We start from the raw sequence: 16,049 nt of genomic DNA on the forward strand, positions 1-16,049 counted from the left end.
TTAGTTGGTTTACCATTTATTATAGCATTATTTTAAATAATTGGATACTAAATTATTAGATTTGTCATTGAATCACTGTGAAGCATGTTATTGTTCGCGGAACTGCTGCTTTTTGCAGGGGAGTGAACAGTAACATGATAGTTTAGCAGTGTATAAGTTTATTTCAGAAAAGTAGTGAAATCCTGTTACAGTTGGTATATAATTGTGATATTAACGGTAAATTATTATATGGAGGTCAAACAAAAATATGAAAAAAGTAATTAGTACAACTAAAGCTCCTGCAGCGATCGGTCCTTATTCTCAGGCAATTGAGATAAACAATATGGTTTATACATCCGGTGTGATACCCATTAATCCGGAGAATGGAACAATCGTAGAGGGTGATATTACTGTACAAGCAGAACGAGTACTAAAAAGCTTATCAGCTTTATTGGAATCCTGCGGTACCAGTATGGATAACGTGGTAAAAACCACTGTATTCATAAAGAATATGAATGATTTCGCAGCTATGAATGATGTTTATGCCAGGTTCTTTACCAAAGACTGCCCGGCCAGATCTTGTGTAGAAGTTGCAAGGCTTCCCAAAGACGTTTTAATAGAGATAGAAGCAATAGCTGCTTTATAATTTTATATTATGGTTTCGTCAATTTACACATATTACATTTGGATTGCGTGACGCAGAACCTGATTCATTCATAACTCGTTCTTGCTTGGATGAAGTTCGTAGTGGCAAAAAGGCACCAAAATACAAGACCTAAGTACCAACGACTTCATACAGTTATGCATCGAACTATATTCTGCATCATGCTAAGGTTGAGTAATAAATGTGTAAATCGACGAATGTGAATTATTTGCCTCAGTTTAGTCGTAAGGGCTCGACCGTATTGTAATAAAATTCCGGTGTAATATACTGGATATTTTATCTATTGTTTGCTATAATAATAACATTGCAGGTTAATAACAAGTTTTTAGTAAAATCATAATACCGATTTTTATTGCGCGATGACAGGAAACACGTAAAAAGTGTTACGATCGTGTGGACCGGAGAAACCGGCTTAACAGGTTTCTTGCGGTTGTAACCGTATTGAGATTGAAAGGATGGGTTTTGTTGGACTCGATAGACTATTATAATAAGTACGCGAATTTATACTTTGAAAGTACAGTGGAATTAGATATGGGAGAAATTTTAGAACAATTTATCAGCTATTTACCGGAAGGCGGAGAAATTCTTGATCTGGGCTGCGGCTCCGGCAGAGACAGTCTAAATCTGATCCAAAGAGGTTTCGATGTAACTGCGATAGATGGTTCAAAAGAATTATGTGAATTAGCTGCCATACATATTGGACAGGATGTTCTTCATATGCAATTCACTGAACTGGATTTTGATGAGGTATTCGACGGTATTTGGGCATGTGCATCTCTTTTACATATAGCGCCGGATGAATTTGAAGAAATCTTTGGCAAAGTAATAAAATGCTTAAAACCAGGCGGCGTATTATATATGTCATTTAAACATGGTGATTTCTCAGGCTTTAGAAATGGACGGTATTTTAATGATTTTAGAACAAAAGAATTAAAAGATATCATTAATAAATTTACCGAACTTGAGATAATCGAGATTTGGAAAACTCCTGATGTCAGAAATGAACATGGGGAGGAAGTTTGGTTAAATGTATTAGTTAAGAAAATAGATGATGAAAAGCAGGTGTAAAGCTTAATGAATAGAATAAAGTCCGTGAACCTGGTATTTTTAATAACGGTTCTATTGTCCATAGTGGGATCTGTGATAAATACCTGGATTTTTAGATTAACGGGAAATTATTTTCTAGTACTTTTAATGTCCCAGATTATTCTCGTAATTCCATCAATGATTTATCTTATTATACAGAGAGTTAATGTTGCTCAGGCTATCCGCTTTAAGAGATTAAGATTGTCCAATATTATTTTAATTATTATCTTAGCCTACCTGATAACACCTTTAATGAATTTGATTAATGCCATATCCATGCTGTATGTGCAAAACGACACCACGGATATCATGAATAACATTGTTGAAAATAATGGCTTTTTCTTAAGCCTTATTATGGTGGCTTTGGTGCCATGTATATTAGAAGAGTCCGTATACCGTGGTATATTCTATAATGAGTATAGCAAGGTAAATGTTTTAAAGGGAATGATTTTAAGTGGATTTTTATTCGGAATCATACACGGTAATTTAAACCAGTTCTCGTATGCCTTTGCCATGGGAATTGTATTTGCCCTTCTGATTGAAGCAACGGATTCCATATTGGCTACCATGATTGTGCATTTCTTTATCAACGGTACCTCGGTAGTGGTTATGGCTGTATATCCGAAACTGTTTCAGTTTTTGGAGACGGTATACGGCTCCGACAAGTTTAATGCCGAGGAATTGATTAAATCCATGAATTCCGGTATTCTTGATGACATGACCTTAGGATATGTTATTCAGAGCTATGGTATAACCGCATTAATAGCTTCAGTGCTGGCGTTTATTGTATTTAAAACAATTGCGAAGAATTCCGGCAGGTGGGAACATGTGAAAAACATATTTAAGCGAGAAAATAAAGGTATAACAGGATACTCTCCGAAAGAAAAAGATGTCAATTATACGGTAGAGGGCGACATAAGCCTGCAGGATTCTTATTATGAAGTACCGGATATTAAAAGCAAATTAATTACGGTAAGCCTGGTAGCCGGTATCCTTATATGTGTAGTTCTTATGATATCAAAAGAGCTGTTTACTGTTCAAGTACCGGAGCAGAGTACTGAAAATTTTTATACAATGATACGTTTGTTTATATTTAATAAATAGGATTAAAAATATGCCCGGCTTAAATGGATGTCCATTTAGGCCGGGCATTTGATAATTCGGGATAAATAATATGATTTGAGCAGCCAAAGTCGATTCATATTATGATTCCGGGAATAAACACAGTTATATTTTATTACGAAACGCAGAGTCATGAGGTGTAATTAACGAATGTAAATGTTTTGTATGGCACTAGAGACTGGAAAGAATAAGAATATTCCGAAAAACTATATTCTGATATCTATATTCTGTCCGACATTAGGGTTGACGGACTGCTCCATCATTTTAACAAGGCCGTCGCCCATTCCCTCTACAGTATCCAGATTCATATTAAGTACTGCTGTACTAACCTGTGTAATTAATTGCGATTGACTTTGTAACATGGATGCCATTGAAATATCCATAAGCAGTTCTCCTTTCCGGTTTCGTTTTAAGGTACAGTTTTTGATGTGAATTAGATTTTTAATATTTAATATAATGTGATATAATATTGGTGAAACGTTATAATTCTTATTATAACATAAGATGATAAAAATTAGAATACATGAAAGAAAAAGAATGAATAAATGGAGGAATTAATATGGATAGAATTTATGATTTAATTATTATCGGTTCCGGTCCGGCCGGTTTAGCAGCAGCGTTATATGCAGGAAGAGCTGAATTAGATACTATTATTATTGAAAAAGCACCTATTAGCGGTGGACAGATTATTAATACCTATGAAGTTGATAATTATCCAGGTATTCCCGGTATAAGCGGATTTGAGTTAGGTACCAAATTCAGGGAACACTGTGACCGTATGGATATGAAATTCATAACCGGGGAGGTAGTAAACTTCAGTGTAGATGACGGAATAAAAATAATCACATTGGATGACGGTGCCATATACCGTAGTAAAACAGCAATTATAGCAACCGGTGCCAACCCACGTAAACTTAGGGTAGATGGAGAAGAAAAATTATCCGGAATGGGGGTATCTTACTGCGCAACCTGTGACGGGGCATTTTTCCGGAATAAAACAACAGCAGTTGTAGGCGGAGGAGATGTAGCTGTGGAAGACGCCATATTCCTGGCCAGACTATGCAAAAAAGTCTATGTAATCCATCGCAGAAATGAATTCAGGGCAGCAAGAAGTTATATTAATAAACTGACTTCTCTTGATAATGTTGAGATTATATGGGACAGTGTCGTAGAAGAAATTAAAGGTAAGGACCAGGTGGAACAAATTGTTGTTAAAAATGTGAATACAGAAGAAAGTACTGAATTATCCATTGACGGAATCTTTATTGCCGTAGGTAATATGCCAAACTCCGAAGTATATAGATCCGTTGTTCAGGCAGATGCCTCCGGTTATATTATAGCCGGCGAAAATTGTGAAACTAATATACCGGGTGTATTTGCGGCCGGTGATGTAAGAACCAAAGAATTAAGGCAGATTATTACTGCGGCTTCCGATGGAGCAAATGCTATTACAGCAGTAGAAAAGTACCTAAATACTTTGTAATTTATAAAATTGCATATAAAATAATAAAAACAGTGTCGGTTTTAGTGAAAATGGATAAAAAATATGAATAATTTTGCCATATTTCGGTTGACAGGAGTAGAATGATTTGATATAATGACCTCAGTGTATTTAATAAATTCGTAACATTTATTCTTAGAAATGAAACAAATGATGACTTATTATGAATGGATTGTTACATTCATATGACTTTACAAGGAGGTCACTTTTCATATGATAAAAGGAATTGCTCTTAAAGCATCCTTATGTACTGCGGCATTGTTGCTATCGTTAAGTTATGGCAATACAGCAAAAGCAGCAACTAGTACATCGGATATAGGAATTGCAGGTATTACTCCTGTATTAGACAATTATTATACAGCTACGGCAGATAAGAAAACCGGTGATGCAGAGAAATTATTAGAAACCTTATCAACAAAACAGGTTAAAAAATTAAGCACTTCGGAAGAAACAGAAACTAAGATTGAATCACCATATGCTAATCTTGGAATTTCTATCGCTGCTGAAAACAGTTATGTTAATATAAGGAGCAAGCCGGATCAGGAAAGTGAAGTAGTAGGCAAGTTATATCCTGGATGTGCCGCAGATATTCTTGAAACCGAAGATGACTGGGTTAAAATTCATTCCGGCAGTGTTGACGGTTATATAAAATCAGAGTTTTTAGCGATTGGTGAAGATGCCGAAAAACTGGTAGATGATGTTGCAAGCAAATATGCGGTCGTAACAGCGAAAGGTGTTCGTGTCAGGGACGGTAAAAGTACGGACACAGCAGTTGTCGCATTAATTCCTGAAGGAGATAAATATTACATAAAAAAAGAATTTAAAGATTGGGCCGAAATCTTAGTTGATGAAGATGAATCCAATGATATCCAACAACAGATAACAGGTTATGTATCTAAGGATCTGGTAAAAGTAGAAGTAGAATTTAAATATGCTATTTCTATTGAAGAGGAAAAAGCTAAATTAGAAGCAGAAGAGAAGGCGAAGCAAGCCGAGCAGGAACGCCTGCAGAAATTAGCCGAACAGCAGGAAGAAGAAAGACAAAGAGAGAATCAGAATAAAGCAAATTCAGAGAATGCGGCGGAAGATGCTGAGCAATCCAGAAATGATGATTCTTCTTCAGATAATAACAATTCAAGTTCCGGAAGTTCAACCGGTAATGAAATTGCAGATTATGCATTAAACTTTGTTGGTAATCCATATGTTTATGGTGGTACAAGCTTAACTGGCGGTACAGACTGTTCGGGTTTTGTGCAATCAATATATTCTCATTTTGGTTATAATATTTCAAGAACCTCCAGCAGCCAGTCTCAATCAGCTGGTTCGGAAGTAAGTATGGGTAATCTCAAAGCTGGTGATTTGATTTTCTACCGTAACAGCAGTGGAGGCGTTGGCCATGTTGCTTTATATATCGGCGGCGGCAGGGTTGTACATGCAAGTAATCCAAGAGATGGTATTAAGGTATCCAATTATGATTACCGAACACCTTATAAAGCAAGAAGAGTCTTAAATTAATTATATTATATATGCTGATTATGATAATTCATAATCAGCATTTTTTTATTGCATAGGAGTATGTCCAGCGAAGCTGGACCACACCAGCCGGTGTAAGTCCGGTCACGGTAATCGCCAGTGAGCCGTGTAGCCAAATCCGGTGCGTTGCAGTAATGCAGGGAGCTAAGGCGAGTGGGTAATGTAACTTCGAAAGAAGTGCTAACAATCGTGCAGACCGTAACATAAAGTAAATTCTGCCGTATCGTAAAAGGCCCGACCGGCAGGATGCACACGAGATGCAAAAAAAGATAATATCCTTTGGCAGATGTCACTGGTGTGACTGCATTTGGCGCACATAGCGGTCAAATCCTCCATGATTGAGGGATTCAGGAAGTTGATGCGGACTTGCCCGCTTTCTTCCTTTGTCACATATTGTATGCACCGATTGAAAACAGATCAGTTTTGCAACCGCTTTTTGGGAAAAAGATGAATTTTTCAGTCAATATTACACATAATATTACTTATCAGAAGAAGTTGCATTCCAAACTTCTGATGAAAGGCGCTGTTTAGCACCGTACATCTGACAATTGGAAGCTGTTCTTTCCTATTGTATAGAATGTGATAAAATGTTTCGAAAATTGTATGAATTTTATCGAAATGCAATTAATTCGTAAACTGGAAGAATCCATTCAGATCATGGCTTTGACAAATTATACTATATACAAATTGCACAAAAGAATAGTATATGCTTTGGCATGTAAAGATATGAGCGTTATTACCTGTGTATTTATCCAAAAGTTATCCACAATTTAAATACTTGATTTTTCATGAAAAAGAAGTTATGCACCAAGTTATCCACATTATCCACAATGAATAATCACCACTGTCGAACAGTAAAGGCTGTCAAGCGCGAATATTTGTTTTGTAAGTAATGATAAAAATGGCAATAAATTCATATTATAGTATAAAGAATACTTCTTTAATTATTGTCAAATAAATTAGAAATATGTTGTACAATTAATTATAAATGGACGAAAAATTGCGATATATAGGATTATTATAAATAATAATAAATAAATTTGTAGTATTAAAGATAAATATTAATACATATTAGCACAAACCAGGAAATAGCTTGTCACCTCCTGCGATTTATGTTATAATACAGATACAAAGTTATATAAGAAAGTTAAAAGGAGTTGATTCATATGCGTTATATTATTAGCGGTAAAAATATTGAAGTGACAGAGGGTCTTAAGACTGCTGTTTATGAAAAAATCGGCAAACTGGAAAAATATTTTACTCCTGATACTGAAATCCATGTAACAATGAGTGTAGAGAAAGAAAGGCAGAAAATTGAAGTAACAATTCCTATGAAAGGAAGTATGGTACGTGCAGAACAGACAAGTAACGACATGTATGTATCTATTGATTTAGTAGAAGAAGTAATTGAACGTCAATTAAGAAAATATAAAAATAAAATTATAGAACAAAAACAGGCTGCAGCTAACTTAAATCAGAATTTTATGGATGATGATTTCGATGAAGACGATACGATTAAAATTATCAGAACCAAGAAATTCGCCATAAAACCAATGGATCCGGAAGAAGCGTGTGTACAGATGGAATTATTGGGACATAATTTCTTCGTATATAGGAACGCAGAAACAGATGAAGTAAATGTAGTGTATAAACGTAAGGGTAATACTTATGGTTTGATAGAACCGGAATATTAAACGGAATGAATGGTATTGTTACTAATACCAGTAAGGAAAGATAGAATACTATTTTATTTAATTGGGGGGCTGCGAAGCCCCCTTTAATAATTTGACAGGTAATACGAGTATCCTGTAAACAAAAAGGTCATCTGGTTTGTATAAAAGACATTTACTTGCGAAAATATTTCCAATAGAGTATACTTTACGAAAAGTGTTGAATAGTATAAGCGTAAATGATACAATATAGGTTGAATTGTAAAAAAGAAACTGTTATTTAATCTTTTTAAATATTATAATAGTTCCAATAAGATTTATTATAACATTTCCGCTAATTAGGATACGACATTCAAGGCCGCCTGCGGAAGCCGTAACACTAAAACCGGTCATTTACTGATTACAGAATAATACAGGAGTGAAACGAATATGAGCTTTATAACTAAGATATTTGGTACACACAGTGAAAGAGAAATAAAATTAATTATTCCTATTGTAGATCAAATCGAAGCACTTGAACCTACCATAGTAAATCTTTCCGATGCAGAATTAAGAAATAAAACAATAGAATTTAAAAATAGACTTAAAAACGGCGAAACCTTAGATGATATTCTGGTAGAAGCTTATGCAGTAGTAAGAGAAGCAGCAAAAAGAGTTTTAGGGCTCAGACATTTCCGGGTTCAGTTAATGGGTGGTGTTATACTGCACCAGGGAAGAATTTCTGAAATGAGAACCGGTGAAGGTAAAACATTAGTTTCAACCCTGCCTGCTTATTTAAATGCCTTAGAGGGCAAGGGTGTTCACATTGTTACCGTTAATGATTACCTGGCAAAACGTGATGCCGAGTGGATGGGTAAAATTCATGAATTTTTAGGACTTAAAGTCGGTGTTATCTTAAATAATATGGATAATGACGAAAGAAGAGAAGCTTATGCCTGTGATATAACCTATGCTACCAATAACGAATTGGGTTTTGATTATTTGAGAGATAATATGGTTATCTATAAAGAGCAGCTGGTTCAGAGGGGACTTCATTATGCGGTTATCGATGAAGTTGACTCCGTATTAATTGATGAAGCCAGAACTCCGCTTATTATTTCCGGACAAAGCGGTAAATCCACCAGATTGTATGAAGCTTGTGATATTTTAGCAAGACAGCTGGTACGTGGTAAAGAAAGTGCTGAATTAACTAAAATGGCAGCCTTAATGAAAGAAGAAATCGAAGAAGAAGGCGATTTTATTGTTAATGAAAAAGATAAGAATGTTAACCTGACTGCAGAAGGTGTAGAAAAAGTAGAAAACTTTTTCAAAATCGAGAACCTTGCAGATCCTGAACATTTAGAGATACAGCACAATATCATATTAGCATTAAGAGCGCATAACTTAATGTTCCGGGATAAAGATTATGTTGTGAAAGATGATGAAGTATTAATCGTAGATGAATTTACCGGCCGTATCATGCCGGGAAGACGTTATTCCGACGGTCTTCATCAGGCGATAGAAGCAAAGGAAAAAGTAAAGGTAAAAAGAGAAAGCAAAACTTTGGCAACCATTACATTCCAGAACTTCTTTAATAAATATAGTAAGAAGAGCGGTATGACCGGTACTGCATTAACAGAAGAAAAAGAATTCAGAGATATCTATGGAATGGACGTAATTGAAGTTCCTACGAATTTACCGGTAGCTCGTATTGACAGGCAGGATGCGGTTTATAAGACAAAACGAGAGAAGTTAAATGCGGTAATCAATGAAATTATTGAATCTCATAAAAAAGGTCAGCCGGTACTGGTAGGTACCATTACGATTGAAGCTTCCGAAGAGATCAGTGAATTGTTAAAGAAAAAAAATATACCTCATAAGGTGTTAAATGCGAAGTTTCATGAATTGGAAGCAGAAATCATCGCTGATGCAGGACAGCCTGGTGCCGTAACCATCGCTACCAATATGGCAGGACGTGGTACGGATATTAAATTAGGGGAAGGAGTAGTAGAAGCGGGTGGACTTAAGATTATCGGTACGGAACGCCATGAATCCAGACGTATTGATAATCAGTTAAGAGGTCGTGCCGGACGTCAGGGTGATCCTGGTGAATCCCGTTTCTTTATTTCCCTGGAAGATGATTTAATGCGTTTATTTGGTTCCGAACGTTTAATGGGTATGTTCAATTCCCTGGGGTTACCGGAGGGCGAACAGATTGAACATAAGATGTTAAGTAACGCCATTGAAAAAGCTCAGACAAGAATAGAGAATAATAACTTTGGTATCAGAAAGAATTTGTTAGAGTATGACCAGGTTAATAATGATCAGAGAGAAATCATTTATGCCGAAAGAAGAAGAGTTCTTGACGGCGAAAGTATGAGAGATTCTATCTTTAAGATGATTACAGATACAGTGGAAGACTGTGTTAATACCAGTATCAGTGATGACCAGCTGCCGGAAGAATGGGATTTAAATGAATTAAATAATTTATTAATACCGATTATTCCGTTGGAACCCATAGTGCAGGATCCATCTGACTTGAAATATTTTAAGAAAAACGAACTGATTCAGAAATTAAAAGAAGATGCTGTAAGCCTTTATGAAGCAAAAGAAGCAGAATTTCCGGAAAAAGAACATCTCAGGGAAATTGAACGTGTTATCTTGTTAAAGGTTATTGATAGAAAGTGGATGGATCATATTGACGATATGGATCAATTACGTCAGGGCATTGGTCTGCAGGCATATGGACAAAGAGATCCGTTAGTAGAATATAAATTTATGGGATTTGAAATGTTTGATGAGATGACAGCTGCAATCCGTGAAGATACGATAAAAGCTTTGATGCATGTCAGAATTGAACAGAATGTGGAAAGAGAACAGGTTGCTAAAGTAACCGGTACCAATAAAGATGATACGGTGCAGCAAGGACCGGTAAGACGTGTTGGCAAAAAGATTCAGCCAAATGATCCATGCCCATGCGGAAGCGGTAAGAAATATAAATATTGCTGCGGAAGAAGTTAATAAATTATATATTGAAAGAGGTGAAATTGTGGTTGAATTAGATCAGTTAAAATATACCCTTAGTACCTATGAACAGCCATTAATCGAAGTGGGGGATTCACTTTGACCTTGCAGGCAAATTAGATAGAATCGACATGATAGAACATATCATGGAGGAACCTAATTTCTGGGATTCTGCGGAAAAGTCCGGGGGATATGTCAAGGAATTAAAGAATTTAAAAGATATTGTAGAAGAATATAATACTTTAAAAAGAGATTATGATGATATTGCTACCATGTTAGAGATGGGTTACGAAGAGAATGATCCGTCTCTGATTCCGGAGATTGAAGAAATGCTTAACAAATTTAAGGAAGAGCTGGATGAGCTGCGTCTGAATACTCTTTTGTCCGAAGAATATGATAAATATAATGCCATATTGACCTTACATGCAGGCGCCGGAGGTACGGAAAGCTGTGATTGGGCCAGTATGCTCTGCAGAATGTATCAAAAGTGGGCGGATAAAAAAGGATATACGACTGAAATTCTGGACTTTCTGGATGGGGAAGAAGCAGGGCTTAAATCTGTTACATTGCAAATCAACGGATTGAACGCTTACGGACACCTAAAATCCGAAAGAGGCGTACACCGTCTGGTACGTATTTCTCCGTTTAATGCAGCAGGAAAGAGGCAGACATCCTTTGTTTCCTGTGATGTTATGCCTGATATTGAAGAGGACACCGGGATTGAAATCGACGAAGGTGACTTAAGGATTGATACGTTTCGTTCCAGCGGTGCCGGTGGACAGCATGTTAACAAAACTTCATCGGCGATTCGTATTACTCATTTACCAACCGGTATCGTGGTACAATGCCAGAATGAACGTTCTCAATTCCAAAATAAAGATAAAGCCATGCAGATGTTAAAGGCTAAACTGTATTTGTTAAAGCAGCAGGAAAATCTGGACAAAGAATCCGGTATCCGGGGTGAAATGAAGGAAATCGGCTGGGGAAGCCAGATCAGATCCTATGTTATGCAGCCGTATACCATGGTAAAGGATCATAGGACCAATGCAGAAGTAGGTAATGCGGGAAGCGTACTGGATGGTAATCTGGATCCGTTTATTAATGAATACTTAAAATGGTTAAGTATAAATAAATAATAAGACAATCTAATTAGCGAAGTGTAATGGTTAACACTTTGGTTGAATCGCTGATGGATGAAAGGGGTACGAAAGATGGAGATAACAAAAAACGTACAGAAATACCAAACAAAGCAGGTTATATTTACTTTAGGGGATGAAGAATTCGGTTTGGATATCATGATAGTAAATGCGATAGAAAAATATACGGATTTGATACCAATTCCGAATGCGCCATCCTATATTCGCGGAATAATTAACCTTAGAGGGGATGTTATTCCGGTATTTTCCCTGCGCAGGAAGTTTGGTTTAGCAGACAAGGAAATGGATGATAATACCAAACTGATTATTACAAAATCAAACGATATATTCCTCGCTTATGAAGTAGATGCAGTAAAAGAAATTCTGGAGATATCCGCTGAGAATATCATTGAAACACCGGCCATAGTTAAAACCATTCACACTTCTTATATCAAGTGTGTAGCTAACATTAATGGCAGGATGATACTTCTATTAGATCATAACGGTATATTATCATCAAAAGAACAGGAAAATATTCAAAGTATCATGGCGAATCAATAAAGCAAACTCTGCAATTGTCATGTTGAAATTAAGGCTGCTTTCAGAATTGGTTTTAATTTTGTCAAGGATAATTGCCTTGTTTGCTCTTTGAAGAGATTGTCTCAATAAGGAATAAGAGGCAATCTCTTTTTGTTTCATACGAGGAAAGTTCTCCGAACTTCCCTATGAAATATATAACCCTACCGGGCAGGAAGCGCTTTCGTGTGTATGGAATTATGCCGGCCCAGGGTGGGTGTACACGAGATGCAAAAAAGGATAGTATCCTTGGGTAGATGTCACTGGCGTGGCTGCATTCGGCGCACAAAGCGGTCAAGTCCCTCATGATTGAGGGGTTTAGGAAGTTGATGTCGACTTGTCCACTTTGTTCTATAAAATATGCAGAGGAATGAATATTTTGTGAGTTAAAATCCCTCGAAATTCTATATATTTTATCGAAATAATTGAATAGTTATGAGAATTTATTCAAAAAAGTAGTTGCATTTAGGGAAAAAGTATGTTAATATATCTTCCTGTGAAAGACATGTGTTTTTCCTGTACATACATATAAAACCCTAACAAATTTTAGGAAGTAACTCCCCGTTTAATCGGGAAAAAATATCCGAAAATAAGCATTCAGGAGAGCCAATATGGATGAAAGTAAATATTTCATAGTAAAGAAAAAGGCGGTTCCGGAAGTCCTGCTTAAGGTTGTTGAGGCAAAAAGACTTCTGGATTCAGAAAAAGTTTTTACGGTACAGGACGCTGCTGATATAGTTGGTATCAGTAGAAGCTCTTTCTATAAGTATAAAGATGACATTTTTCCATTTCATGAGAATGCAAGAGGTAAGACCATAACGTTTATGCTTCAGGTTGATGATAAACCGGGTCTGTTATCTTGCGTACTAAATTGTGTGGCTAAAAATGAGGCTAATATTTTAACCATTCATCAGAGTATTCCGGTTAATGGTATTGCCTCCTTAACCCTTAGCATTGAGATTCCGGGGCACATTAGTGATACTGCGGTTATATTTGATGAAATAGAGGATTTGGATGGCATTCATTACTTAAAAATACTAGCAAGAGAATAACTGGATAACTATTTTCGCAAATAAGCTTTGCGGAAATATATAAGTGAAAAATGTATGAATTAATAGATGTGCAGAGAGGAGACAGTATGGTTAATATAGCAGTATTAGGTTATGGCACAGTAGGATCCGGTGTTGTAGAAGTGCTTAACGTAAATGGCGATAGTATAAATAAACGCTGCGGGCAAGAGATTAACGTGAAATATATTTTGGATTTAAGGGATTTCCCGGGAGACCCCATTCAGGAAAAAATAGTCCATGATTTCAATATAGTTGTAAATGATCCGGAAGTCAAAATAATTGTAGAAGTAATGGGCGGTGTTGAGCCTGCGTACACCTTTGTAAAAGAGGCGATTTTGAAGGGGAAGAGCGTTTGTACTTCCAATAAGGAATTAGTTGCCAAGCACGGAGCCGAACTTTTAGAGTTGTCTAAAGCTAAAAAAGTTAATTTTTTATTTGAGGCAAGTGTCGGGGGCGGTATTCCTATTATCCGTCCTTTAAATCAATCCCTAACTGCAGATGAAATTGAAGAAATCACCGGTATTTTAAATGGAACAACAAATTATATATTGACAAAAATGAGCAATGAAGGCTCAGATTTTGATTCTGTATTAAAAGAAGCACAGAGTAAAGGTTATGCAGAGCGTAATCCGGAAGCGGACATAGAAGGTTTTGATGCCTGCAGGAAAATAGCAATATTATCTTCTCTTGCATTTGGAATGCAGGTGGATTTTGAAGATATTTATACCGAGGGTATTACCAAAATAACAGATGCGGACATTAAGTATGCAAAAGCCATGGGAGCCAGCATAAAGTTACTTGGTACCAGCAGAAAAGAGCAGGATCATGTATATGCCATGGTTGCACCTATGTTAATTAAGCCTACACATCCATTATTCAGTGTAAATGATGTATTTAACGGGATCTTCGTAAGAGGTAATGTAATCGGTGATGTTATGTTCTATGGCAGCGGTGCCGGTAAATTACCAACGGCCAGTGCGGTGGTGGCAGATGTTGTAGATGCAGCAAAACATATCGGTACCAATATCATGACTCTATGGAGCAGTAAAAAATTAAAATTATCGGACATTAAAAATGCGAAACACAGATATTTCGTTCGAGTTGCAGACAACTCCAATGAAATGAAAGAAAAGGTTGCTTATCTCTTCGGCCAGGTGGAAGAAGTGAAAGCACCCGGTTTAGAGAGTGAATATGCATTTATTACGATGCCGATGAGTGAAGAAATATATCAGGAAAAAGCATCAGACACGGATAAGATCGTAAGTATGATACGTGTTATGTTTTAATAGACGTGTGGTGCATGCAGTTAGGGAGTAAAGTTGAAAGAAAATAAAATAAGTGAAAGGAATGCCAGTTATGATTCTTTCAACTATTTATGATGGCAGTATCGCAGACAGGTCTGCGATATGCAATTGCAGATTGCAATGGGTGCAAAAATGAAGTACATTATTATACTGGGCGATGGTATGGCGGATGAACCAATTGAAGAATTAGGGGGAAAAACCCCGTTAGAATATGCGGTTACACCAACCATGGATGAATTAGCGAAAAAGTCAGAAATAGGGCTGTGCCACACTATACCGGAGGGTATGAAGCCGGGCAGTGATACCGCTAATTTATCCGTGCTTGGATATAACCCCAGACAGTATTATACCGGGCGCTCACCGCTTGAAGCATTAAGCATCGGTGTGGATATGAAACCAACGGATATAGCATTAAGATGTAATATTGTTACCTTGTCGGATGATAATCTTCCCTATGAAGAAAAAACCATTCTGGATCACAGCTCCAGCGAAATTTCAACAGAAGATGCAGCGGTATTGTTAGAAGCGGTAAGACAGGAATTAGAAAATGATACTTATAAGTATTATGTCGGGACAAGCTACAGACATCTTACCATATGGGATAAAGGCGAAGTAGTGGAATTGATTCCCCCCCATGATATCCTGGGCAGGGTAATAGGAACATATTTACCGCAGGATGAATATCTAAAAGATATGATGAAAAAAAGTTATGATATCTTAAATAATCATCCGCTTAATATAGAAAGAGCTAAAAAAGGTTTAAATAAAGCGAATTCCATATGGTTTTGGGGAGCAGGAACCAGACCGGCCTTAAAGGCTTTTGAAGAAAAGTTCCATAAGAAAGGTGCTATGATTTCAGCAGTTGACTTATTAAAAGGAATAGCAGTAGGAGCTAAGATGGAAGTCGTGGAAGTGGAAGGAGCGGACGGAACGCTTCACACCAATTATGTTGGAAAAGCCATGGCGGGAGTAAAAGAAATACTTGAAAAAAATTGTGATTTTGTATATATTCATATAGAAGCACCTGATGAGATGGGTCATCAAGGCAGTATCCCGAATAAAATAAAAGCAATAGAGTATTTGGATAATAAGGTCATTAAAATAGTAAAGGAACAGATGGATTTAAGTAAAGTTCCGTACCGGATGTTAATTATGCCGGATCATCCGACACCGATTTACTGCCGTACCCATACCAGTGATCCTGTACCCTATATGCTTTATGATAGTACTAAGGAACTTAATCACTCCTGGAACTACAATGAAGCGGAAGCAAGGTTAAGCGGTAATACTGTTAATCATGGATATGAAATAATTAATAAATTGTTTGAGGTATAATTCTTACAAAATTAAAAATATAAGCAAAATAATCTGAGGGGTTAACCTGCAGATGCAAGCGAAAAATGAA

At 36.6% G+C, this 16,049-nt stretch carries 13 protein-coding genes; 12 read left to right on the plus strand and 1 reads right to left on the minus strand.

All coding sequences use genetic code 11. From position 1 onward, the window contains the following. Positions 1-247: 247 nt before the first annotated feature. The 3 genes from RBU59_RS17015 to RBU59_RS17025 all read left to right on the plus strand — a co-directional run bounded on the left by RBU59_RS17015 (position 248) and on the right by RBU59_RS17025 (position 2,833). Positions 248-625 carry a RidA family protein gene (locus RBU59_RS17015; RefSeq protein WP_308143698.1) on the plus strand — a complete coding sequence of 126 codons (378 nt, stop codon included), beginning with the start codon at positions 248-250 and terminating at the stop codon, positions 623-625. Between the two features lie 549 nt (positions 626-1,174). Continuing rightward, positions 1,175-1,711, plus strand: a complete 537-nt coding sequence (locus RBU59_RS17020) for a class I SAM-dependent methyltransferase (protein ID WP_308143699.1) — start codon at positions 1,175-1,177, stop codon at positions 1,709-1,711. A gap of 6 nt (positions 1,712-1,717) precedes the next feature. Further along, positions 1,718-2,833: a CPBP family intramembrane glutamic endopeptidase gene (locus tag RBU59_RS17025; RefSeq protein ID WP_308143700.1), complete on the plus strand. Its 1,116-nt coding sequence runs from the start codon at positions 1,718-1,720 to the stop codon at positions 2,831-2,833. Positions 2,834-3,057: 224 nt separating this feature from the next. Here the strand turns inward: RBU59_RS17025 and RBU59_RS17030 are convergent, their stop codons facing one another. Beyond that, entirely contained in the window at positions 3,058-3,234 is a 177-nt protein-coding gene (locus tag RBU59_RS17030; protein WP_308143701.1) for a YjfB family protein, read from the minus strand. 176 nt (positions 3,235-3,410) lie between these two features. On the opposite strand from RBU59_RS17030, the gene trxB reads away from it, so the two are divergent. The 9 genes from trxB (at position 3,411) to RBU59_RS17075 (ending at position 15,979) form a co-directional block, all read left to right on the plus strand. Beyond that, complete coding sequence (trxB, locus tag RBU59_RS17035) at positions 3,411-4,334, plus strand: thioredoxin-disulfide reductase (RefSeq protein WP_308143702.1); 924 nt, start codon at positions 3,411-3,413, stop codon at positions 4,332-4,334. Positions 4,335-4,565: 231 nt separating this feature from the next. Further along, entirely contained in the window at positions 4,566-5,867 is a 1,302-nt protein-coding gene (locus RBU59_RS17040; RefSeq protein WP_308143703.1) for a C40 family peptidase, read from the plus strand. 1,184 nt (positions 5,868-7,051) lie between these two features. Continuing rightward, the gene (gene hpf / locus RBU59_RS17045; protein WP_308143704.1) at positions 7,052-7,579 is read left to right on the plus strand and encodes a ribosome hibernation-promoting factor, HPF/YfiA family; all 528 of its coding nucleotides are present in this window, start codon (positions 7,052-7,054) and stop codon (positions 7,577-7,579) included. 405 nt (positions 7,580-7,984) lie between these two features. Beyond that, positions 7,985-10,555 (plus strand): preprotein translocase subunit SecA, encoded by a 2,571-nt coding sequence (gene secA, locus RBU59_RS17050; protein ID WP_308143705.1) that lies wholly within the window; start codon positions 7,985-7,987, stop codon positions 10,553-10,555. A 28-nt stretch (positions 10,556-10,583) separates the two neighbouring features. Next, a protein-coding gene (gene prfB, locus RBU59_RS17055) for a peptide chain release factor 2 (protein WP_308148597.1) occupies positions 10,584-11,694 on the plus strand; the annotation gives its coding sequence in 2 pieces (ribosomal slippage) (positions 10,584-10,658 and positions 10,660-11,694; 1,110 coding nt in all). A 75-nt stretch (positions 11,695-11,769) separates the two neighbouring features. Continuing rightward, the gene (locus RBU59_RS17060) at positions 11,770-12,255 is read left to right on the plus strand and encodes a chemotaxis protein CheW (RefSeq protein ID WP_308143706.1); all 486 of its coding nucleotides are present in this window, start codon (positions 11,770-11,772) and stop codon (positions 12,253-12,255) included. Positions 12,256-12,881: 626 nt separating this feature from the next. After that, positions 12,882-13,322: an ACT domain-containing protein gene (locus RBU59_RS17065; RefSeq protein WP_308143707.1), complete on the plus strand. Its 441-nt coding sequence runs from the start codon at positions 12,882-12,884 to the stop codon at positions 13,320-13,322. An 86-nt stretch (positions 13,323-13,408) separates the two neighbouring features. Continuing rightward, on the plus strand, positions 13,409-14,626 hold the full coding sequence (locus RBU59_RS17070; RefSeq protein WP_308143708.1) for a homoserine dehydrogenase: 1,218 nt from the start codon (positions 13,409-13,411) through the stop codon (positions 14,624-14,626). 150 nt (positions 14,627-14,776) lie between these two features. Beyond that, positions 14,777-15,979, plus strand: a complete 1,203-nt coding sequence (locus tag RBU59_RS17075) for a cofactor-independent phosphoglycerate mutase (protein ID WP_308148598.1) — start codon at positions 14,777-14,779, stop codon at positions 15,977-15,979. Positions 15,980-16,049 lie beyond the last annotated feature (70 nt).

Source organism: Anaerocolumna sp. MB42-C2 (assembly GCF_030913705.1).
Classification (GTDB): Bacteria; Bacillota; Clostridia; order Lachnospirales; family Lachnospiraceae; genus Anaerocolumna.